This window comes from Klebsiella grimontii, from assembly GCF_900200035.1.
Classification (GTDB): Bacteria; Pseudomonadota; Gammaproteobacteria; order Enterobacterales; family Enterobacteriaceae; genus Klebsiella; species Klebsiella grimontii.
On the sequence record NZ_FZTC01000019.1, the window covers coordinates 520,591 to 542,067 of the forward strand.

General features: G+C 53.8%; 20 protein-coding genes. 9 read left to right on the plus strand and 11 right to left on the minus strand.

The window, feature by feature from the left end:
* Positions 1–18 precede the first annotated feature (18 nt).
* Positions 19–996, minus strand: coding sequence for a DUF1852 domain-containing protein (locus tag KOSB73_RS17235; protein WP_049085583.1), 978 nt, complete (start codon positions 994–996; stop codon positions 19–21).
* A 593-nt stretch (positions 997–1,589) separates the two neighbouring features.
* Here KOSB73_RS17235 and iraP point away from each other — a divergent pair.
* Positions 1,590–1,901: an anti-adapter protein IraP gene (gene iraP / locus KOSB73_RS17240; RefSeq protein ID WP_004136287.1), complete on the plus strand. Its 312-nt coding sequence runs from the start codon at positions 1,590–1,592 to the stop codon at positions 1,899–1,901.
* Between the two features lie 195 nt (positions 1,902–2,096).
* Here iraP and KOSB73_RS17245 read toward each other — a convergent pair whose 3' ends face one another.
* The 3 genes from KOSB73_RS17245 to KOSB73_RS17255 form a co-directional block, all read right to left on the minus strand.
* Positions 2,097–3,314 (minus strand): diguanylate phosphodiesterase, encoded by a 1,218-nt coding sequence (locus tag KOSB73_RS17245; protein ID WP_098140736.1) that lies wholly within the window; start codon positions 3,312–3,314, stop codon positions 2,097–2,099.
* A gap of 139 nt (positions 3,315–3,453) precedes the next feature.
* On the minus strand, positions 3,454–3,888 hold the full coding sequence (locus tag KOSB73_RS17250; RefSeq protein ID WP_004136283.1) for a GNAT family N-acetyltransferase: 435 nt from the start codon (positions 3,886–3,888) through the stop codon (positions 3,454–3,456).
* A 386-nt stretch (positions 3,889–4,274) separates the two neighbouring features.
* Positions 4,275–5,345: a LacI family DNA-binding transcriptional regulator gene (locus KOSB73_RS17255; RefSeq protein WP_024358044.1), complete on the minus strand. Its 1,071-nt coding sequence runs from the start codon at positions 5,343–5,345 to the stop codon at positions 4,275–4,277.
* A gap of 209 nt (positions 5,346–5,554) precedes the next feature.
* Between KOSB73_RS17255 and KOSB73_RS17260 the strand changes: the two genes are divergently transcribed.
* Both KOSB73_RS17260 and KOSB73_RS17265 read left to right on the plus strand, forming a co-directional pair.
* Positions 5,555–8,662 carry a beta-galactosidase gene (locus tag KOSB73_RS17260; RefSeq protein ID WP_098140737.1) on the plus strand — a complete coding sequence of 1,036 codons (3,108 nt, stop codon included), beginning with the start codon at positions 5,555–5,557 and terminating at the stop codon, positions 8,660–8,662.
* 55 nt (positions 8,663–8,717) lie between these two features.
* Complete coding sequence (locus KOSB73_RS17265) at positions 8,718–9,968, plus strand: MFS transporter (protein WP_024358042.1); 1,251 nt, start codon at positions 8,718–8,720, stop codon at positions 9,966–9,968.
* A 62-nt stretch (positions 9,969–10,030) separates the two neighbouring features.
* On the opposite strand, the gene KOSB73_RS17270 is transcribed toward KOSB73_RS17265, so the two are convergent.
* From KOSB73_RS17270 to KOSB73_RS17280, 3 genes are all read right to left on the minus strand, one after another.
* On the minus strand, positions 10,031–11,119 hold the full coding sequence (locus KOSB73_RS17270) for an AAA family ATPase (RefSeq protein ID WP_049086495.1): 1,089 nt from the start codon (positions 11,117–11,119) through the stop codon (positions 10,031–10,033).
* Between the two features lie 102 nt (positions 11,120–11,221).
* Entirely contained in the window at positions 11,222–11,482 is a 261-nt protein-coding gene (locus KOSB73_RS17275; protein WP_004136273.1) for a hypothetical protein, read from the minus strand.
* Between the two features lie 28 nt (positions 11,483–11,510).
* Positions 11,511–11,765, minus strand: a complete 255-nt coding sequence (locus tag KOSB73_RS17280; protein ID WP_004136271.1) for a hypothetical protein — start codon at positions 11,763–11,765, stop codon at positions 11,511–11,513.
* A gap of 380 nt (positions 11,766–12,145) precedes the next feature.
* Here KOSB73_RS17280 and KOSB73_RS17285 point away from each other — a divergent pair, with 380 nt between their 5' ends.
* A complete protein-coding gene (locus KOSB73_RS17285) occupies positions 12,146–12,418 on the plus strand; it encodes an ElaB/YgaM/YqjD family protein (RefSeq protein ID WP_004136268.1) in 273 nt (90 codons plus the stop codon).
* A 62-nt stretch (positions 12,419–12,480) separates the two neighbouring features.
* Here KOSB73_RS17285 and KOSB73_RS17290 read toward each other — a convergent pair whose 3' ends face one another.
* Positions 12,481–12,792: a hypothetical protein gene (locus KOSB73_RS17290; RefSeq protein WP_098140738.1), complete on the minus strand. Its 312-nt coding sequence runs from the start codon at positions 12,790–12,792 to the stop codon at positions 12,481–12,483.
* Between the two features lie 163 nt (positions 12,793–12,955).
* Here KOSB73_RS17290 and KOSB73_RS17295 point away from each other — a divergent pair, with 163 nt between their 5' ends.
* The 3 genes from KOSB73_RS17295 (at position 12,956) to KOSB73_RS17305 (ending at position 15,023) form a co-directional block, all read left to right on the plus strand.
* Complete coding sequence (locus tag KOSB73_RS17295; RefSeq protein ID WP_004136266.1) at positions 12,956–13,495, plus strand: DUF2058 domain-containing protein; 540 nt, start codon at positions 12,956–12,958, stop codon at positions 13,493–13,495.
* A gap of 114 nt (positions 13,496–13,609) precedes the next feature.
* Positions 13,610–14,086: a cold-shock protein gene (locus KOSB73_RS17300; RefSeq protein ID WP_004136265.1), complete on the plus strand. Its 477-nt coding sequence runs from the start codon at positions 13,610–13,612 to the stop codon at positions 14,084–14,086.
* 325 nt (positions 14,087–14,411) lie between these two features.
* Positions 14,412–15,023, plus strand: coding sequence for a transporter (locus tag KOSB73_RS17305; protein ID WP_098140739.1), 612 nt, complete (start codon positions 14,412–14,414; stop codon positions 15,021–15,023).
* A 429-nt stretch (positions 15,024–15,452) separates the two neighbouring features.
* Here the strand turns inward: KOSB73_RS17305 and dcp are convergent, their stop codons facing one another.
* Positions 15,453–17,495, minus strand: coding sequence for a peptidyl-dipeptidase Dcp (dcp, locus tag KOSB73_RS17310; RefSeq protein WP_098140740.1), 2,043 nt, complete (start codon positions 17,493–17,495; stop codon positions 15,453–15,455).
* A gap of 172 nt (positions 17,496–17,667) precedes the next feature.
* Here dcp and ydfG point away from each other — a divergent pair, with 172 nt between their 5' ends.
* Together ydfG and KOSB73_RS17320 are read left to right on the plus strand one after the other, a co-directional pair.
* Positions 17,668–18,417, plus strand: coding sequence for a bifunctional NADP-dependent 3-hydroxy acid dehydrogenase/3-hydroxypropionate dehydrogenase YdfG (ydfG, locus tag KOSB73_RS17315; protein WP_004119732.1), 750 nt, complete (start codon positions 17,668–17,670; stop codon positions 18,415–18,417).
* A gap of 90 nt (positions 18,418–18,507) precedes the next feature.
* Positions 18,508–19,194 (plus strand): GntR family transcriptional regulator, encoded by a 687-nt coding sequence (locus KOSB73_RS17320; protein WP_004136262.1) that lies wholly within the window; start codon positions 18,508–18,510, stop codon positions 19,192–19,194.
* 51 nt (positions 19,195–19,245) lie between these two features.
* Here KOSB73_RS17320 and KOSB73_RS17325 read toward each other — a convergent pair whose 3' ends face one another.
* Both KOSB73_RS17325 and KOSB73_RS17330 read right to left on the minus strand, forming a co-directional pair.
* Positions 19,246–19,677, minus strand: a complete 432-nt coding sequence (locus KOSB73_RS17325; protein ID WP_004119728.1) for a universal stress protein — start codon at positions 19,675–19,677, stop codon at positions 19,246–19,248.
* A 276-nt stretch (positions 19,678–19,953) separates the two neighbouring features.
* On the minus strand, positions 19,954–21,417 hold the full coding sequence (locus tag KOSB73_RS17330; protein WP_024358040.1) for a mannitol dehydrogenase family protein: 1,464 nt from the start codon (positions 21,415–21,417) through the stop codon (positions 19,954–19,956).
* Positions 21,418–21,477: the final 60 nt, after the last annotated feature.

Consider the following 21,477-nt stretch of genomic DNA (forward strand, 5'->3'; position numbering starts at 1 on the left):
CCTTATCTATGCGATGTCTTAAAGAGCGTAATGAGCAGACCATTGCTGCAGAATATTTTTATACGGTTTAATAAAATGCTCTTCGGTATACTTCCCCTGCTCTACCGCCAGCTGGCTGCGCTCTTCACGGTCGTAAACAATTTTTGTTAACGAATGGTCCTGATGATGCAGATCGGGCTGGTAGCAGAGTCCTGCAGCAGAGTTCGCATTGTAAATCTCCGGGCGGTATATCTTCTGGAAAGTCTCCATCGTGCTGATGGTGCTAATCAGCTCAAGACTCGTATAATCGCTCAGCAAATCCCCCGAAAAATAAAATGCCAGAGGCGCGACGCTGTTTTTCGGCATAAAATAACGAACCTGCAGGCCCATTTTGCCAAAATATTGCTCAGTCAACGATGAGGCGGTAGGCCGGTATTCGAGGCCCAACACCGGGTGTTGATTTCCGGTCTGGTGATAGGTGTCTTTGCTGGAGACGCTAAGGCAGATGACCGGTGTTTTTTTGAAATTGGCCTTGTACTGCGCTGAATTGACGAAATCTTTAAATATATTGCCGTGTAAATCGCCAAACCCCGCGGGAATGCTAAAACCTGCTCGCCCTTTATTATGTTCTAACAACACTACGCTAAAGTCGTAATCGCGAACGTACGAGGAGAAATTATTGCCGACAATACCGTCAATGCGTTTATCCGTCTTTTTGTCAATAATGCCGGTTTGCAATATTTCAATCACCGGAAAAGTATCGCCGGTGGCGTTGATCTTCATTTCGGCTGAAATAATTTCCAGCTCAACCGCGTAGCGATCGCCTTTGGGATTATCCCAATGCGCCAGGTTGTTGAAACGGTTGTTTATCATGGCTAACGTGTTGCGCAGATTCTCCCGGCGATTTTCCCCTCTGGCTAAATTAGCAAAGTTGGTTGTAATACGCGTATTTTCAGAGGGGTTATAGTTTTCATCAAACAAAGTGCGTTTAATAGTATAGGTAAATTGTTGATTCATCGCAGATGTGCATCCTAAGTTCTGAGAGAAAAACCGCAGTCCTTTCTGATGGTTGCAGGCTGGCGCACGCTTCCATAAGCGGTCTTCATCTTCATATTATCTATATCGAATACAGCATGTTATGCCAGAGTCATTAGATGAGTAAAAGCGAGTTAATTTCATTACAACATGAGCCATATTCATGGTCGGGCGTCAGACCATGCCGCAGCTTGATGGACAGAGATAGCCGCTCTTGCAAACGCGTTTATCCTTCCGGCCAAACATCCTAAAATTTTCCGCTTCGCCCGCTACGCGTTGATGCTGAAGCAAGAAACATCAGAGGTCGGCCGGGCTTAACACAACTTCAAGTCTGCCGTCTTTCTTGTCAACAACCGCTCTCTTCATGCTCTCTTGCGCGCTGTCGGGCGCGATCGCTGGAGGAAAAATGGAAGAGGGAGCGGCGCGTTTTCATGCTTTATTTTGGTGATGTCTAAAACCTGACTATCGCTACTGATATTTTTTCTGGCATATTTATGTTCTATGGTTATTTCGGACTGTCAACGTCGAATATAGCCATCAACAACCCGCTCTAATTGATTGATTTGAGGGATACAATGAATAATGTCATTCTCAGCATAATTGCTAAAATTTCTGCCATGGATGCCGAAAGTAAGCAGCTTGCTGCCCAGGTCGAGGCGCAGTCTTTGCTCATTAGCGCTCTGATGCTTGCTATTGGCAAGGAAGGCGGCGTCGCGGAATTAGTTAGCAGCGTAACGAAAGCGATAAATTCGGTACTGGAATCATCTGAAGACGTTCTGAAGACGGACGCAGAACTGCTTCTGACCAAGTTTCAGGAACAAATAGCGCTCACGCAGTTGATAAACACCCACGAAGATGAAATCAGTCATGACGGGCTCGATGATTAACAAAGGTCAGTTTGTTATAGATTGAGAATAGGCATAGCTTGCAGTTAGGCATGAGCTTACCGGCCATCATCAACGCTTGGCCGGTTCAGCAAATACCGTTCAGCTTCAGAAAACAGGGATGATCCAGGTTGAATACTCCATTTCTACTCGCCTGCGCTGCTGCTGGAGGCAAACCGCTCAGTATATTAAGGCATATCAGACTTCACTTTTTTTCACAGGCCAGCGTATGTCACCGACGCCGTTGACTTTCGGCGTGGCAAATAAAAAGCCCTGGAAACGTTTGATACCCGCAGATTCGAGCCAGCACCACTCCTCTATCCGCTCTATGCCTTCAGCAACCACGGCAATCTCAAGTTCACGGCAGCAGTTGATGATCGATCTTACCACCGCCTGTTTAGGGCCGCTCTGATGGATGTCGGTAATAATCTCGCGATCGATTTTAACTTTATCAGGCTGAATTTTTGTCAACAACGAGAGTCCAGCATAACCGGCGCCAAAATCATCAATTGCCAGCCCCATACCAGAGACGCGCAGTTTTTTTATCGCGCTGCTGAACTGGCTAAAACCGGAGATCATTTCATCTTCCGTCACCTCCACGATCACCTGTTCGGGTACCAGCCCCTGTTTTTTTATTTCCTGCAACAGGTATTCAATGGCGTCAGGAATAACAACCAGCGACATCGGAAGGATATTAATGGATATTTTATGGTCGCCAATATTGATTTCTTTCGCCAGGGCAAAGGCAACTGATTTCGCTTTGAGATCAACTTCATAACGTTGCTCTTGCGGAATCGAGGCAAAGAAATTAGCAGGACTGCCGCCCTCTTTATCACGAATAAGCGCTTCAAGCGAAGTGATATTCCCGGCCAACGGTTCGATAATGGGCTGGAAAGCAAACTGACAGCATTGACCGGCAAAAAACGATTCTTGCGGCACATGAAATGTATGTTTACGCGAATGAAGCGACCATTGGTCAGGCCGTAAAAAGGGTGACGGCGCGGCAACGCTTTTTTGACTGATAAAAGTATGGATAAATTTATAAACGCGCTCTTCGGTGGAAAGATAACCTTTCAGCTGGCTAAGCTGACGCACCTTTCTCAGGACGTCAGCGGTTTGCAGTTTATTCAGGTCAAAAAACATCATCCCTACGTTTTCAAAGCGCCGGCGCGGCGCGTAATCACGCATCAGCTCGACAACCTGAGAGTGGCGATCGTCTTGCTTGATCTTGCTGAATAGCTGCTCAAGCACGCACTCATCGCCCTCAAGTATCTGAAGGTAAACATTATCTTTTAAAAGAAGTATGCCCGTAATCCCGCGTGCTGCGTTCTCAGCATTCGCTTTTTCAACCAGCAGTATGAGATCGGTTTCTTGTGTTAAATGCATCTGACTTCTGTAAATCAGAGTGGTCAGCATAATCCCATCCAGATGTTTGCCAGGAGAATGAGACTGTGTAACACAGTTTACCCTTTTAACCCAGGCTATCTGTCATCATTAACTGGGCCGGCTATAGCCGACTCAGGTTTGGTATATGCATTTTTTTAAGCGGTATTTGCTAGCCAACAAAGCCCTGTTCCCGCATACGCGCTATCGTCTCTTCGCTGGCGCAAACCATGCCCGTCGCCAGCATTTCAAAACCGAAGCGGCGATAGAAATCTATTTTATCCACCACCGAGTAGATAAAGGTTTTGCCGTACGGCCGCAGCTCATCGCTGACCGCCCGCATCAGTTGCTGGCCGTATCCCTTACCCTGGCAGCGCGGGTGCACCGCGACATCCGCCAGATAGCTGCACCAGGTCAGGTCGCTAATTGCCCGGGCAACGGCAATGAGCTGACCGTTTTCATAGCCGAACCAGCAAAAGGTACTATGGCGAAACGCGCGTTCAACCAGCGCAACGTCCCGCTGATTAAGCCCTGCGGCGGCGATGGTCTCCGCCACCGTCAGCCAGTCAACCGAGTCAACGTGCTCTTTTCCTTTTAATATCATCATGACCTTGCCTTTACTCGCCGCTATTGGCTTTCAGCATAGCCGAATGGTGCTAAAAGAAGAGCATTCTGTCGCTTCATGCGCTACAGCATTTTATGCTGGGGCAGAAACTATAGCCCCGGGAAACTTTTTGACACGCGGGCGACAAAACAGCGTATTTATGCTTTACCCAGCCGATTTAACGCGCAACCAGCAGAATTAAATAAAATAACGTCATTTCCCGTTGGCAAAAAAAGGCCAAAAAAAACCGCCATGTGACTGGCGGTGAATAAATGCTTGCATGGATAGATTGTGTTTTGCATTTTTACGTTCAGGGGATAAATCCCCTGAGTACGTTTGTTGAATAAGCTATCACACGCAACATCAATGAAAGCTAAACGGCCCGTTGCTTACAGCTTTTCCACCAGCGCTTTGAGCTGCGCAATGAGCTCGCCTTTCTCCCTCTCCTCATCTCCCGCATAGGGCCAAGTGGAATGACGGATAATCAGGTGCGTCGGCAGCAGCTCGCGAATTTTTATCTGCGGAGCGGCCATGAGCTGGATGAGCAGCTCTACCGCCCGCTTCCCGAGAACATTAAAATCCTGGGCGACGGTGGTCAGCGGCGGCTGGAAATAGAGGCTATCCGCCGTGTCGTCATAGCCGGTGACCGAGATAGCCTGGCTGCCGGTGCGGTTAAGCTGCGCCAGCGCGCTCAGTACACCAAGCGCCATCTGATCGTTAGCCACCACGATGGCGCTGATGCGCGGATGGTGATGCAGCAGCTCAAAAGTTTTGTGCCAGCCACTGGCGGCACTCCAGTCGCCAAATACCGTCACCGCATTACTGACCCCCAGCCGGTGCAGCGCCTCGCGCCAGCTGCTCAGGCGCATGCGCGCGGAGATCGAGCTTTCCGGCCCGGCGAGCAGGCCGAACTCGCGGTGCCCGGCGTCCCAGAGATGACGCACGCAGGCGCCGCAGCCGTCGCGGTGATCGAAACGCACGCTGCAAACGTCGGCCTCCGGCGAGACGTCAAGAAACAGACAGGCAATATCGGGATTCTCCGCCACCAGCCGCTCCGCGAGACTGCTTTCCAGCGGCAGGCTGATAATCGCGCCGCGAATATGCTGGGCGCGAAACTCATTGAGCCTGGCCTGCAGCGACGGATAATCGATCTGCACCGGCATCGCAATGGAAACTTCAAGCTGATGCAAACCCGCATAGCTTTTCACCGCCGCGGCGATTTGCGAAGGCGCATGCAGCGTTAGCGAGGCGGTAATCAGCCCAATCGACGGCGCGGATTTACCCGCCAGCAGCTGCGCAGAACGGTTCGGCACATAGCGCAGCGCCTGCATCGCGCGGATCACTTTATCGCGGGTTTTTTCAGACACCACGTCCGGATTATTCAGCACCCGGGAGACCGTCTGCTGGGATACCCCGGCCTCGCGGGCCACATCTTCTAGCGTTGCCGATCGACGCTGCATAGCGCGCTCCTTCCCTATTTTGAACCCTCAATGTCGCTCGCTAACATTTTATGTTTAAAGGACGACAAAAATCAGCCCTTTTCCCAGCTTTTCGTGATCGCCGGTGGGTTTCATTTTCGCCATTATTGCGGCTCTGACGAAAATAACTGATAACAAATTTACATTGTCTAGCGAATGACATTTTTCTCACTTATCCGTCAGGTATGCGTATGCAACAACACGACTCAATCTCCGCCGCAGGAGCGACATTTCATCAGGTTCTCGTCCGCGAAGACTGGCAAAACCAGACCATTACCCATCTCAACCGTTTACCGGCCCACCCGACGTTCGCCAGCTGGCGCGATCCCGACGCGGCGCGGGAAAACCGGCCTTCGGCGTCTCGTCGCCGGCTTGACGGCCAGTGGCAGTTTTCCCTGGCCCGCAGCCCGTTTGCGGTGGATGCCCGCTGGCTGGAAGACGATCTGCCGGACAGCCGCAGTACGCCGGTGCCATCAAACTGGCAGATGCAAGGCTACGACGCCCCAATCTACACCAACGTTCGCTATCCAATCGATACTACGCCGCCGCGCGTGCCTGAGGAGAACCCGACCGGCTGCTACTCGCTGACGTTCAGCGTTGATGAGGACTGGCAGGCCAACGGCCAGACGCAGATAATCTTCGACGGCGTTAATTCAGCTTTTCATCTGTGGTGCAACGGTGAATGGGTCGGCTACTCGCAGGACAGTCGCCTGCCCGCGGCCTTCGATCTCTCGCCATTCCTTCAGCCCGGCGATAACCGCATCTGCGTCATGGTGATGCGCTGGAGCGCGGGAACCTGGCTTGAAGATCAGGACATGTGGCGCATGAGCGGGATCTTTCGCTCGGTCTGGCTGCTGAACAAACCGACCCTGCACCTCAGCGACGTTCAGCTCACGCCGCAGCTCGATGCGCTTTACCGCGATGCCGAACTGCTGGTGAACGTAAGCGTTGCCGCGCCGGTCGCGCAGTTGGAAGAGCTGACGGTGAAGGTTGAGCTGTGGGATGAGGATCGTCTGGTCGCCAGCCACCGCCAGCCGCCGGGTTCGCCGATTATCGATGAGCGCGGCAACTATGCCGAACGCGCGGCGATTCGTCTGCCGGTAGAAAAACCGGCGCTGTGGAGCGCGGAAACGCCAAACTGCTATCGGGCAGTCGTCTCCCTGTGGCGCGGCGATGAAACGATCGAGGCGGAAGCCTGGGATATCGGCTTTCGCCGCGTTGAAATCAAAAACGGCCTGCTGCTGCTGAACGGCAAACCGCTGCTGATCCGCGGCGTCAACCGCCACGAGCATCACCACCAGCGCGGCCAGGTGGTGACCGAAGAGGACATGGTGCAGGATATTCTGCTGATGAAGCAGAACAACTTCAACGCCGTGCGCTGCTCGCACTATCCAAACGCTCCGCGCTGGTATGAGCTGTGCAACCGCTATGGCCTGTACGTCGTTGACGAAGCCAATATTGAAACCCACGGCATGGTGCCGATGAATCGTCTTTCCGACGATCCGGGCTGGCTCCCGGCCTTCAGCGCCCGCGTCAGCCGCATGCTGCAAAGCAACCGCAACCACCCGTCGATTATTATCTGGTCGCTGGGAAATGAATCCGGCGGCGGCGGCAACCATGAAGCGATGTATCACTGGCTGAAGCGCAACGACCCCTCCCGCCCGGTGCAGTACGAAGGCGGCGGCGCCGACAGCACCACCACCGATATTATCTGCCCGATGTACGCCCGCGTTGAACGCGACCAGCTGATTCCGACGGTGCCAAAATGGGGGATCAAAAAGTGGATCAGTCTGCCGGGCGAGCAGCGACCGCTGATCCTCTGCGAATACGCCCACGCGATGGGCAACAGCCTCGGCAACTTTGCCGATTACTGGCAGGCCTTTCGCGACTATCCGCGCCTGCAGGGCGGGTTTATCTGGGACTGGGCGGATCAGGCCATCAGCAAAACCTTCGACGACGGCAGCGTTGGCTATGCCTACGGCGGTGATTTTGGCGATAAACCGAACGATCGCCAGTTCTGTATGAACGGACTGGTTTTCCCCGACCGTCGCCCGCACCCTTCATTAATTGAGGCCAAACGCGCGCAGCAGTACTTCCAGTTTGCCCTGCTCGCGCAATCCCCGCTGCGGATCGGCGTCAGCAGCGAATATCTGTTCCGCGCCACCGATAACGAAGAGCTGCGCTGGCAGGTTCAGGCCGCCGGAGAAACCTTTGCCGAGGGGCAAGTGAAGCTTGAGCTTAGCCCTGAAGGCCAGAGCGAGCTGACGCTGTGCGAGGCGCTGGCGCTGCCCGCCGGCGCCGAAGAGATATGGCTAACGCTGGAGGTCGTCCAGCCGCAGGCCACCGCCTGGTCCGACGCCGGGCATCGCGTCGCCTGGCAGCAGTTCCCGATCGCCGCCCCGCTGGCGCTGCGTCGCCCTGCCCCTACCGGCACGGCGCCAGCGCTGGACGGCAGTAACGCCGCCTGGACGGTGCGCAGCGGCGCGCAGCAGTGGACGGTCGACCGGGAAAGCGGCCTGTTAACCCGCTGGCAGGTGGACGGCGTGGAACAGCTGCTGACGCCGCTGCGCGATCAGTTTGCGCGCGCGCCGCTGGATAACGATATTGGCGTCAGTGAAGTGGAGCGTATCGACCCCAACGCCTGGGTCGAACGCTGGAAAAGCGCCGGGCTGTACGGCCTCAGCGCCCGCTGCGTAGCGTGCGACGCGCAGCGTCTGGCCCATGAAGTGGTTATCGATAGCCGCTGGCACTATCTGCGCGGCGACGAAGTGGTGATTGTCAGCCACTGGCGGATGACGTTTGATAGCGAAGGCAAGCTGCATCTGGCGGTCGATGGCGAACGCGCCGGCACCCTGCCGCCGCTGCCGCGCATCGGGCTGACGTTCCAGGTTCCCGACCAGCAGCAGCCGGTCAGCTGGCTGGGCTACGGCCCGCACGAGAACTATCCGGACCGCCGCACCAGCGCCTGTTTCTCCCGCTGGCAGCTGCCGCTGGAAGAGATGACCACCCCTTACATTTTCCCGACGGAAAACGGCCTGCGCTGCGATAGCAAGGCGCTGGACTGGGGGCGCTGGCACGTAGGGGGCGATTTCCACTTCTCCGTCCAGCCCTATAGCACCGCGCAGTTAATGGAGACCGACCACTGGCACCGGATGAAGCCAGAAAAAGGCGTCTGGATTGCGCTCGATGCTCAACACATGGGCATCGGCGGCGACGACTCCTGGACACCCAGCGTGCTGCAACAGTGGCTGCTGCTTGAAAGACAATGGCAGTATCAGTTAACGATTCACTTCCAATAATAATCGGGGGCGAAAGCCCCCAACCTGACAGGCATAATAATATGGAATATTCACAATGAAACTCTCTGAACTCGCGCCACGAGAACGGCATAACTTTTTTTATTTCATGCTGTTCTTTTTCTTTTATTATTTCATTATGTCAGCCTACTTTCCTTTTTTTCCGGTGTGGCTGGCGGAAGTTAACCATTTAACCAAAACCGAGACGGGGATCGTCTTCTCCTCCATTTCGCTATTCGCCATCATTTTCCAGCCGGTATTTGGCCTGATTTCCGATAAGCTCGGCCTGCGCAAGCATCTGCTGTGGACGATTACGATTTTATTAATCCTGTTTGCCCCCTTCTTTATTTTTGTTTTCTCGCCATTGCTGCAGATGAATATCATCGCGGGCGCGCTGGTGGGCGGAGTATATCTGGGAATCGTTTTCTCCAGCGGCTCCGGGGCGGTAGAAGCCTATATTGAACGCGTCAGCCGCGCCAACCGTTTTGAATACGGTAAAGTGCGCGTCTCAGGCTGCGTCGGCTGGGCGCTGTGCGCCTCCATCACCGGTATTTTGTTTAGTATCGACCCCAATATTACCTTCTGGATCGCCTCCGGTTTCGCGCTGATCCTCGGCGTGCTGCTGTGGGTCTCAAAACCGGAGAGCAGCAATAGCGCTGAGGTTATTGACGCCCTGGGCGCCAACCGTCAGGCCTTCTCAATGCGTACCGCCGCCGAGCTTTTGCGGATGCCGCGCTTCTGGGGCTTTATTATTTACGTGGTTGGCGTCGCCAGCGTCTATGACGTTTTCGACCAGCAGTTCGCCAACTTTTTTAAAGGCTTCTTCTCCAGCCCACAGCGCGGCACCGAAGTCTTTGGCTTCGTGACCACCGGAGGGGAATTACTCAATGCGCTGATCATGTTCTGCGCGCCGGCGATTATTAACCGAATTGGCGCCAAGAATGCCCTGTTAATTGCCGGGTTGATTATGTCAGTGCGAATTTTAGGCTCGTCTTTCGCCACCTCGGCGGTGGAAGTCATTATATTAAAAATGCTGCATATGTTTGAGATCCCGTTCCTGCTGGTCGGCACCTTTAAATATATCTCCTCGGCATTTAACCCAAAACTCTCGGCGACGCTGTTCCTGATCGGCTTTAATTTATCGAAACAGCTTTCAGGCGTGGTGCTCTCGGCGTGGGTAGGACGGATGTATGATACCGTCGGCTTCCATCAGGCTTATCTGATCCTGGGCTGTATCACCCTGAGCTTTACCGTTATTTCGCTGTTTACCCTGAAAGGCAGCAAAACGCTGCTGCCGGCCACGGCATAACACCAGGCCGCCGGAAAGCCTCCGGCGGCGATTCGTTTCCGGGCCGGATTAGGCCCGTGCCGCTAGTCGGCGATCCGCGTTTCCCCGTCGCGATTTTCCAGCCCGTAAAGTCGTGCTTGCGCCATGGACGAAATTAGCTCCGCCAGCTCGGCGGAGTGGCTGGTCAACCAGATTTGGCTATAGCGCGAAGCTTCGACAATGAGCCGGGCCAGCGCGGGAAACATCTGGCGATGCAGGCTGTTTTCCGGCTCGTTAATGGCCAGAAATGCCGGAGGACGCGGGCTCAACAACGCCACCGCCAGGCACAGGAAGCGCAGGGTGCCGTCGGACATCTCCGCCGCCAGTAAAGGCCGCCAGACGCCGTTGCGGCGCATCTTTACCGAGAAACGCGAGTTTTCGTTTTCACAGTAGAAGGTGCACTCCGGAAAGGCTTCGCCGAGGATCTCATGCAGCAGCTCTTCGGCGCCAATTTCCACGATGGTCTGAAAGGCGGCGGCGAGGTTGTGTCCATCGCTGTCGAGCACCGGCGAGCGATAGCCGACCGTCGGATGGCGCAGCGGCGAGAGCCTGCCGATATTGAATTCGTGATAAAAGCGCCAGCGGCGCATGGTTTCCCTGACCCGCGAGACTTCCGGAAAGCGATGCGGCTCGCCCAACTGGCCAAAAATCGATTCGTTCTCGTAAATCGCGTCGGTAAAGGTGCTGCGCTCCCCGTTGACGTCGACCAGGAACGCGGCCTGATTTTTACGCTCCAGCACGCGCGATGACGGGCGTCGGGAAAATCCCGCCAGCCAGATCGACTCCTCTTTAACGATCGGATCCAGCTGAAACTGGGTGGGATAAGGCAGTTTTTCCGGAAAACCCACCTGCAGCTGGTAGTCAAACTCATCGGTCAGACAGCCAATCTGCAACCGTCGCGGAAAGCGGTCGGTCGGTGCGCTCGGCCCGCACCACATGATATTTTCCAGACCGCCCTCATCGCTGATATAGCCGGAGAACTTCCCGTCGGCGCAGGCGGTTAACAGGTGGATGGCTTTGTAGATATTGGATTTACCGCAGCCGTTGGGGCCAAAGACGATATTCAGCGCCCCGAGTTCCAGCTCAATATCCCTGACCGATCTGAAATTTTTTATCCGGATATGGTTAATCATAGATTCCCGAAACTGAGAAAAGCGTTTTGCGCTACGGTGTCGGAGGCACAAGAAAAACGAAATATGATCCGACCGGACGACAGATCGCCGCCCGGCACCGGCTCAACTGAAGAATTTTTTCATACCGCGGGTTAGCGCCACGCGTTTGAGTTTGTCCGTATCCTCATGGCTCTCGTTGAAAACGCCAAAAAAATAGCATTCATCATCAATGGTTTGCGACACGATCCTGTAGCTCAGCGGCTGGCCGGATTTCGCACCGTACTGCGCAGGGGTCACGGAAACCTCCGTCGCGTTATCGGCAACGCTAACCATCAGGCCGTCGCCCTTCCCTCCAACCAGCATCACCTTAATTAACGGGTGCACCATGTCCCTCCCGGGTTGAGGTCAATGATTAATTGTCGATGGCCTTGGGCTGGCAGTTGGCCGTTGAGCCGCTGTGGCCGGACTTGTCTTTAGCAGAGACCGGCTGAGCGCCCTCTTTGCCCACAACGGGCGGTAACGGCACACCGTCTTTGTCCACCGCTGGCGGCGCCGTCCGACAGGTCGCCGTTTTGCTGGCATCTGCGGCCCACGCAGGCGTTTGCAGACTCAGGATCGCCAGGGGAGCAAGCCATATCGCGTTCTTCAGTACATTCTTATAGTTCATACCGGCCTTGAGTTAAAAAATTTCTTTCTTATGCTGCGCTAAGCGCTGATTATTAGTAGCAAAAGCTGACAAATGATGAAGGAAAAAAGAGGAATTGTGAATATCAATAGTTCTTATTTATGAATCGCCACCTTTCCCGCAACGGCGTTTGCGGATCTTATCGCCAGGAATTAACTTAATCAATTGAAATAATGGGGCTGCTACTCATTCTGGCCAGGTTTTTGCGCAATCAACTTAGCGCTTCTGAGGTCGAAACAGCAGCCTGGTTTATATCCCAAACGTTGTAGAAAATTCCTGGAGTGGGCTATACCGCAGGCTGAGCATTGGTACTTCGCCTGTCAGCCACTAGACTTAAATAAGTCAAACGAAAGGAGACTCCCATGTCATCACAAGATTATGAAAACGACGCGCAGAATCTGGCCGACAAAGTCGGTAATAAAGTGAATGAATTTGCCGGGGAAGCCCAGCAGCAATTTGGTGATGCGGTTGATTCGCCGAAACATCAGCTAAAAGGCGCGGCCCGGAAATACGCCGCTCAGGCTTCGGATGCCGTTTCAGAGGTCTCTGAGCGCGTCAGGGAAAATCCCCTAACCGGGCTGCTGGCGGCCGGCGCCATCGGGCTGGTGATTGGCTTGCTGGCGGGAAGGAAATAACCTATAAGGCCCTTTGGGCCTTAATTTTTGAACCTCAAGCCCCCCCTTATGCATAAGCCAACTCAAATCGCCACAACGTCAGCAACCTCAAACTGAAAAACGTACGGGTCGGAGAGCAGCTGATACCGCTCATCATCCGCATAGGTTACCGCCACGTGATAGTCTTCACCGGCAAAGGCGATGACGGCATCCAGATTATTCCAGTACGTGGCCGGAAAAAAATGTTCCCACTCCCCCTGCGTTTCCCGCCTGACAAACGCCCCCGCGTTGCCGGTGATGCCCCGAGAATGTTGCACGCCTGTCGCCTGCAGATGAAGCGCAAACGCATCGCCAAACGCCACGGGAACACAGCCGTGCCAGGTTCTGACAATCATCACCAACCTCCATAATCAATTACGCAAAGTGCATTTATAGCAAATAAATAGCAAAAAAAGAGAATTTTTATGCACTTCATAACAAGCAAACCATACCGCATGGTACATACCCGACATTTGCAGGTATAATCTCACTCATTATTCAGCGGATTCAGATACCAAGATGACAAAACTCACCTTACAAGAGCAGATGCTAAAAGCCGGACTCGTGACCAGCAAAAAAATGGCCAAAGTTCAGAGAACGGCGAAAAAATCCCGCGTTCAGGCCCGTGAAGCCAGAGAGGCGGTGGAAGAGAATAAAAAAGCGCAGCTTGAGCGAGATAAGCAGCTTAGTGAGCAACAAAAGCAGGCCGCGCTATCGAAAGAGTATAAAGCGCAGGTTAAGCAGCTTATTGAAATGAATAAAATCGATATATCCAAAGGCAATATTGATTTTAACTTCACGGATAACAACTTTATTAAAAAAATCGCCGTGGATAAACTGACCCAGGCGCAGCTGATTAGCGGTCGTCTCGCCATTGCCCGTCTGGCTGGTGATAATGACGGTGAGAGCCAATACGCGATTATCCCGGCGAGCGTAGCGGATAAAATCGCCCAGCGCGACGCCAGCAGCATTGTTTTAAACAGCGCGCTGAGTGCGGAAGAGCAGGACGAAGACGATCCGTATGCTGATTTTAAAGTTCCCGATGATTTGATGTGGTAAGCAACGCGGGCCTCCGCAGACCGGAGATTCAGGCGTAGTCTATGCGGGCATTGTGCTTTACGCTACCCGCGGCAAAAATTGAGTAGATAAACGATTAACCAGGCGGTAACGGCGATGAACGGAACGATCACAACATGGTTTAAAGATAAAGGTTTTGGATTTATCAAAGATGAAAACGGCGATAATCGCTATTTTCATGTGATTAAAGTTGCCAACCCTGAACTGATTAAAAAAGATGCGGCTGTCACGTTCGAACCCACCACGAATAACAAGGGTTTGTCAGCTTACGCGGTGAAAGTCCTGCCGGAAAGCAAATATATCTATATTGCAGGCGAGCGGATTAAGCTTACGTCGATCAAATCTTTCCTGGTATACAGCGAGGAAGAGCCCGCCGATGCCCGCATTGATAAAGAGAATGCGGTACTCTCCGTGGGCCTGTTGATGGGAAATATCAGGCCAAAATCCGCCGCGAAGCCCGGCGAAATGCGCTCGGTGAAAAAGCTGGCTATCACCACCTTCCAGGGGAGCACCCTCATTTTCTCGGAAGATGAGATTGATATTGAGGCCACGGTAAAACTGCTTAAAGTGTAACAACATACAGTGAACCAAACCGGGCTCCGCGCCCGGTTTGAGACTTATGACCCACCCGTTTTCAACATCTGCCCCATATCTCCGCCGGGCGGTGGCTAACCGGTAGCGCCGAAACCCAGGAGGCGAAATTAATTGCAGCGCTGAGCTAAACGCAATATTTATATACGCTCCTGCGCGCGATCGCTCTATCTCCGTAAATTAAATTCCTCAGAATAAGCTAATTCGCATCATGTGTTAAAACCAGGGTTATTATACAGCACAAAGTGAACAGCATTTAGATTCGCATCATTTATCCTCGTAGCCAAAAACAAATTTGGTGATGTTGATGACTATATTTAAAAGCTTACTCTCCTTTCTTGGTGCGGCTTGCGCCAGCGCATTTGTGGTACTTAGCCTATGGGTCGATATATACTTTTGGGATTATAATATTTCGGAACTATCACTGACCGAAATTGTGCAGGAGTCCGTTTTAACAGCCATCGTATTTATTCATTTCCTGCTTGCCAGGAGGTATAAAGCCATGCGCTACTGTAATATTCTGGTTGGCGGTTTTTTCCTTGCCATGCTAATTCGCGAACTGGACGCCCTTTTTGATCTCATTGCTCACGGTAGCTGGGTATGGTTTGCGCTGATTGCAGCTCTTTTAGCCTTAATTCATCCAGTTATTCATTATCGTCAGACCCTGCACCAGCTAGCACAATATACTCGTACCCCCTCGTACGGCCTATTAATCAGCGGCCTGTTGGCTATTCTGGTCTTCTCCCGACTCTTCGGCATGCAAGCCTTATGGCTGGCCATTCTCGATGGCGGTTACGTTCGGGTGGTAAAAAACGTCGTAGAGGAAGGCTGCGAATCATTCGGTTATATGCTTTGTCTCACCGCCTCGATTGGCTATTTTTGCACTTTTCGCGAAACGTTAGCGCAGAAATCATATTGAACCATCCGCTCTTAACGGCTGTCCCGCAAAACAGAGGTTTTGCCGAGTTGAGGGGGCGAACGCTTCCCTACTCCAGGTTCCTTCTGCCAATCTTGATGGCAGGCGTAACGCCTTGATGTCATAAGTAAGGTAAGTCCTAAATATTCTCAGCGCTTAACTGTTTAATGGTTTTGCCCGCAGCGCGAGGATAAAATTTCGCTGCTATGGTACTGCCTCCATAGCAAATTGCTCACCTGCAGCTCTTGCATACGGTTCGCAGGTGAGCAACCTCACCCGCAGTGTAAAATGCAAATGCGTGCCGGGCATGCCCGGGCACTGCTGCAGAGTAACCTCGCAAATCCTGACGAGTCTGAGCATTCCTTTTCGGGAAAAAACACACATAAAACCGGGCGCTGTGCCCGGTCTTCTTCTACTCGTCAAAACGCTCGACTAACTCAGCCCGCGGTTTTCCAGCATCGGCTCAATCTGCGGATCGTGTCCGCGCCACTGGCGATAAAGTTCAGCTAAATCAGTGCTATTGCCGCGAGACAAAATCGCTTCGCGGAAGCGCTGGCCGTTTTCACGGCTTAAACCACCCTGCTCAACGAACCACTGGTAGCCGTCGTCCGCTAGCATCTGCGTCCACAGGTAAGCGTAATAACCCGCGGCGTAGCCGCCGCCGAAAATATGCGAGAAGTAGCTGCTGCGATAGCGTGGCGGCACCGCGGCAAGATCCATACTCTCCGCGTGCAGGGCCGCGGCTTCAAACGCATCCACGTCCTCGGGTAGCTTATCCACCGTCACGCTGTGCCAGCGCATATCCAGCAGCGCCGCCGCGAGCAGTTCGCTCATATCGTAGCCTTTATTAAACTTCGCCGCGCGGAACATGCTGTCGCGCAGCGCTTCCGGCATAGCTTCCCCGGTTTGATGATGCCGCGCATAGTGGGCAAACACCTGCGGCTCGCTGGCCCAATGTTCATAAATTTGCGAAGGAAACTCCACAAAATCGCGCGGGGTATTGGTTCCTGACAGGCTGGCATACTTCTGGCTGGCAAACAGGCCGTGCAGGGTATGACCAAATTCGTGGAATAAAGTGATGACCTCATCCCAGGAAAGCAGCGCGCTGTGTCCGGCTTTGGGTTTCTGATAGTTACAGACGTTGTAGATAACCGGATGCTGCGCTCGCAGGGTCGATTGTTCGACAAACACGCCCATCCATGCCCCGCCGCTTTTACTATCCCGCGAGAAGTAGTCGCCGTAGAACAGCGCGATCCCCTCGCCGTTAGCGTCGATAATTTCCCATACCTGTACGTCAGGGTGATAAACCGGAATATCGAATCGTTCGATAAAGCGAATACCGAACAACTGTGTCGCCGTCCAGAACACGCCATCGCGCAGGACGCGGTCGAGGGCAAAATAGGGTTTTAACTGCGCTTCATCGATGGCAAATTTCGCCCTGCGCACCTGCTCGGCGTAATAGAGCCAGTCCCAGGCCGCCGCGCGGAAATCGCCCCCTTCATTATCAATAACCTGCTGGATTTCCGCCAGCTCCTGCTCGGCCCGCGCCCTTGCCGCCGGGGCGATTCGTCGCATAAAGGCAAACGCCTCCCCCGGCGCTCCCGCCATCTGATCGGCCATTGACCAACTGGCAAAGTCGTCCGCGCCCAGCAGCTGCGCTTTACGCGCGCGAATTTCCGCCAGCCGCAGCACCAGCTCGCGGGTATCATTCGCATCGCCCTTCTGATTGCGCGTCCAACCGGCCGCAAACAAGTTCTCTCGCGTCTGCCTCTCCTGCAGCGAGAGCAGCGCGGGCTGCTGGGTGGTATTGAGTAAAGGCAGCAGCCAGCGACCGCTTAATCCCTTATCCTGCGCGGCCTCTGCCGCTGCGCTTATCTCCTCGTCGCTAAGTCCCGCGAGCTGATGGACATCCTCCACCACCAGACCGCCAGATTTTACCGCCGCCAGCAGGCGCTGCTGAAACTGGCTTTGCAGCGCTGCCGCTTCGGTATTCAGCGCGCGAAGCGCCGCTTTTTGCTCATCCTCAAGCATCGCGCCCGCAAGGGTAAAACGTTGCCAGGTCACCTCCAGCAAACGCCGGGATTCGCTATCCAGAGAGAGCGAATCCCGCTGCTCCCACACTCGCTTCACCCGCTGAAAAAGCGCATCGTTAAGCCAGATATCATTCGCCAGTTCCGCCAGCTCGGCGGAAAACTGCTCATCAAGCGCCTGAATAGTCGGGTTGGTCTCCGCTCCCGCCATCGCGAAAAAGACGTTCGTCACCCGCGCCAGCAGCTGGCCGCTCTGCTCCAGGGCCTCCAGCGTGTTGGCAAAATCAGCCGGCTGGGGGTGATTAACGATGGCGGCAATCTCCGCGCGCTGGCGGCGAACGCCCTCGTCGAAGGCCGGACGGTAATGACTCACGTCAATCACATCGAAACGCGGCGCCTGATAAGGCAGCAGGCTGACGCTGAAAAAAGGATTGTTCTCCGACATCTTCATCTCCTGAATACGATTATTCTGTAAGATTAGGCAACTCATTGATTGACCGCAATGATTACTCTGTTAACCGCCGCGATCGGCCTCCTTTGCCCGATGATTTCCATTACCCGCCACCGGGATCGCGTGCTATGGTATGAAGACACAAAAAGCGTTGAGGAACAGTAAGATGATTATTCTGGTTACCGGAGCAACAGCGGGTTTTGGGGAAAGTATTACTCGCCGTTTTATCGCTAACGGTCACAAAGTGATTGCCACCGGGCGCCGCGAAGAGCGCCTGAAAACGTTGAAAGATGAGCTGGGCGACAACCTTTATACCGCCCAACTGGACGTACGCAATCGCGCAGCCATTGAAGAGACGATCGCCGGGCTGCCCGCCGAGTGGCAGGCGATTGATATTCTGGTCAATAACGCCGGACTGGCGCTGGGTCTTGAGCCCGCGCATAAAGCCAGCCTTGAAGACTGGGAAGACATGATTGATACCAATAATAAAGGGCTGGTTTATATGACCCGCGCCGTCCTGCCGGGGATGGTTGAACGTAACCGCGGCCATATTATCAATATTGGTTCGGTCGCCGGCGCCTGGCCTTATGCCGGCGGTAACGTCTACGGTGCGACCAAAGCTTTTGTGCGCCAGTTCAGCCTCAATCTTCGTACCGACCTTCACGGCACCGCCCTTCGCGTGACCGATATTGAACCCGGCCTGGTTGGCGGCACCGAATTCTCCAACGTGCGCTTTAAAGGCGATGACGCTAAAGCCGAGAAAGCTTACGAAAATACCCAGGCCCTGACGCCGGAGGACGTGACCGAAGCGGTCTGGTGGGTCGCGACCCTGCCAAAACACGTCAACATCAACACCCTGGAACTCATGCCGGTCAGCCAAACTTTTGCCGGGCTGAACGTTCACCGCCAGGGCTAAGCTCTGTGACCCGGCCAGCAGGCCGGGTCTGGGCTGAAAGAGAAAAAACACGTAAAATAGCGCAAATACCTCATAAAAAAGTAATTATCCATGGCCGCAGAAGCACAACTGAATCCGACACAGCCCGTCAATCAGCAAATTTATCGTATCCTTCGTCGGGATATCGTCCATTGTCTGATCCCGCCAGGCACCCCGCTTTCGGAGAAGGAAGTCTCCGTGCGCTTTGATGTTTCTCGTCAACCGGTTCGCGAAGCCTTTATTAAACTGGCCGAGAACGGTTTGATCCAGATCCGCCCGCAGCGCGGGAGCTACGTGAATAAGATCTCTCTCTCGCAGGTGCGCAACGGCTGTTTTGTCCGCCAGGCCATTGAATGCGCCGTGGTGCGGCGCGCCGCCGGGATGGTGAACGATGAACAGCTCTACCAGCTTGAGCAAAATCTAAATCAGCAGCGTACGGCGGTCGAACGCCAGCAGTTAACCGATTTTTTCCAGCTGGATGACGAATTTCACCAGAAGCTCTCGCAAATCGCCGACTGCCAGTTAGCCTGGGATACCGTCGAAAATATTAAAGCTACCATCGACCGGGTGCGCTATATGAGCCTCGATCATGTGACTCCTCCCGATATGATGCTGCGTCAGCATTACGATATTTTCCAGCCGCTGGTCGCCCGTGACCCGGACGCGGTGGAAAAAGCGATGAGCTTACATCTGCAAGAAATTAGCGAATCCGTGCTGCTGGTACGTCAGGAAAATAGCGACTGGTTTAGCGAGGAATAAAATGCGTCGCGGCAGAATATACGGTCTGCCGCTCTGGGTTTATTATGCGGACTATCTGACCACCAGAACCGGTATTTTGGCGTGACGTAAAATCGACTCCGCGTTTGAACCAAGAAGATGAGTTGATATACCCGGTTTACGGGAACCAATAACAATAACGTCAAATTCCTCATTGCTGCTCATGGCCAGGATTTCATCGCGCACGTTGCCAAATACCACTCTGGAATGAATCCGCCCGGCGGGTATCGAGAACAGACGGGATAGGGTCTTCATCTTTTTCTCTGACTCTTCGCGCATATAGGCTTCAAACTTACGGATATCGGCGGCAAAACCGCGTAAAATCGAGCTGCTGCTGTTCGGCAGAACGTTGAGCAGCGTAATTTCCCCTTCATCCGCTGATGCTAAAAACTCGGCATGGCGAACCGCCTTATCGCTTAAATCCATTTCAAAAACGTCTACGGGTAGCAAAATTTTTTTGTACATAGTCCGTTCTCCTTTTTTCTGAGGAAACTTAGTAGGTTAACTCATCATGCCATATTTACTGCAGCAGGAGAACGAATAATCACTCAGATAAATATTTAATTGATTAAAATAAATTCCACTTATTTATACTTAACTGTTGTTAGATAAAGTTATGTATATTCAACGATCTGGATCAAAGTTTATTCCAGACGGGAAATATTTTCAGGCGGGTAAAGCGCCCACTGATAAAGCGCGATGGCAGAGCCGCCGGGATCGGCGGCACGCGGGCGAAATAGATTAATTTGCCTGAGCCCAGGCCGCTACGGTAGCTTTTGCGCCGTGCGCTTGCAGCGATAAATAAGCGCGAACCACCGCGTTGACGAAACGGCTCTCCTTGGGCAGGCTCAAACCAAAAATAGCCTCAATACCCAGCAGCGCCCGTACGCGTTCTTCGCCGTCTTCGCTGTTCTGAACGGTTTGCGTAATCACCGGCAGCATAGGATCGGAGATTTCAATCGCCTGCCCCTGGTCATCCACCCCGCTCACATAGCGCATCCAGCCCGCGACGCCCATCGCCAGCAGAGGAAAGTCGCCGCCATCCGCCAGGTGCCAGCGAATCGAATCCAGCATCCGCTGCGGCAGTTTCTGACTGCCGTCCATGGCGATCTGCCAGGTACGATGTTTGAGCGCCGGATTGCTATAGCGCTCAATCAGAAGTCCGGCATAGCGTGCCAAATCCACACCCTTCACGCTCAGCGTCGGCGCCTGTTCAGCCAGCATCAGCGTATGCGCGGCGCGGCGATAGTTTTCGTCCTGCATGCAGTCATTAATATGCTGATAGCCAGCCAGATACCCCAGATAAGCCAGAAAAGAGTGGCTGCCGTTAAGCATGCGCAGCTTCATCTCTTCAAACGGCAGCACGTCCGACACCAGCTCGGCGCCGGCTTTTTCCCACTGCGGACGCCCGGCGACAAAGTTGTCTTCGATGACCCACTGGCGAAACGGCTCGCAGGCGACTGCTGCCGGGTCACGCACGCCGGTGAGCTGTGCAATTTTATCCAGCGTATCGGCAGTCACTGCCGGAACGATACGGTCAACCATAGTCGAGGGGAACGTGACGTTGCGCGTAATCCATTCGGCCAAATCAGCATCAACGGCGCGAGCATAGGCGCAGATGACATTACGCATGACGTGGCCATTTTCCGGCATATTGTCGCAGGACATCACGCTGAAGGCCGGCAGCCCTGCCGCTTTGCGTCGAGCCAGGGCTTCGACTACGACGCCGGGCGCGGATTTCGGTTGCCGGGGATTTTGTAAATCGGCCGCAATCAGCGGGTGATCCAACTGCAGCTCACCGCTGGCCGGAGAGTGGCAGTAGCCTTTTTCGGTAATGGTCAATGACACAATCGCGACCTGCGGCTCGCACATTTTTGCCAGCACGCTCTCCAGACCATCGACCTGGGCGTGCATCGCCTGCTTGACCACGCCAACCACGCGGGCGGTCCAGGCATCCGCTGACATTTCAGCGACGGTATAAAGTAAATCCTGCTTCTGGAGATCGGCGATCTGCTGCTCGCCGCCGATCAGGTTCACTTCGGTATAGCCCCAGTCGCTGCCGTGTTCTGTCGCCAGAATATCGGCGTATACGGCCTGGTGAGCGCGGTGAAATGCGCCAAAGCCCAAATGAACGATACGCGGAATAAGGCGGTTGCGATCGTATGCCGGCAGCGTGGCGTTAGCTGTTAAAAGCATATTTTCCATGATGGCTCTCATAGTTATGATTTCTGATTTCCCACGGAGGGGGTGGATATAAACCATCTC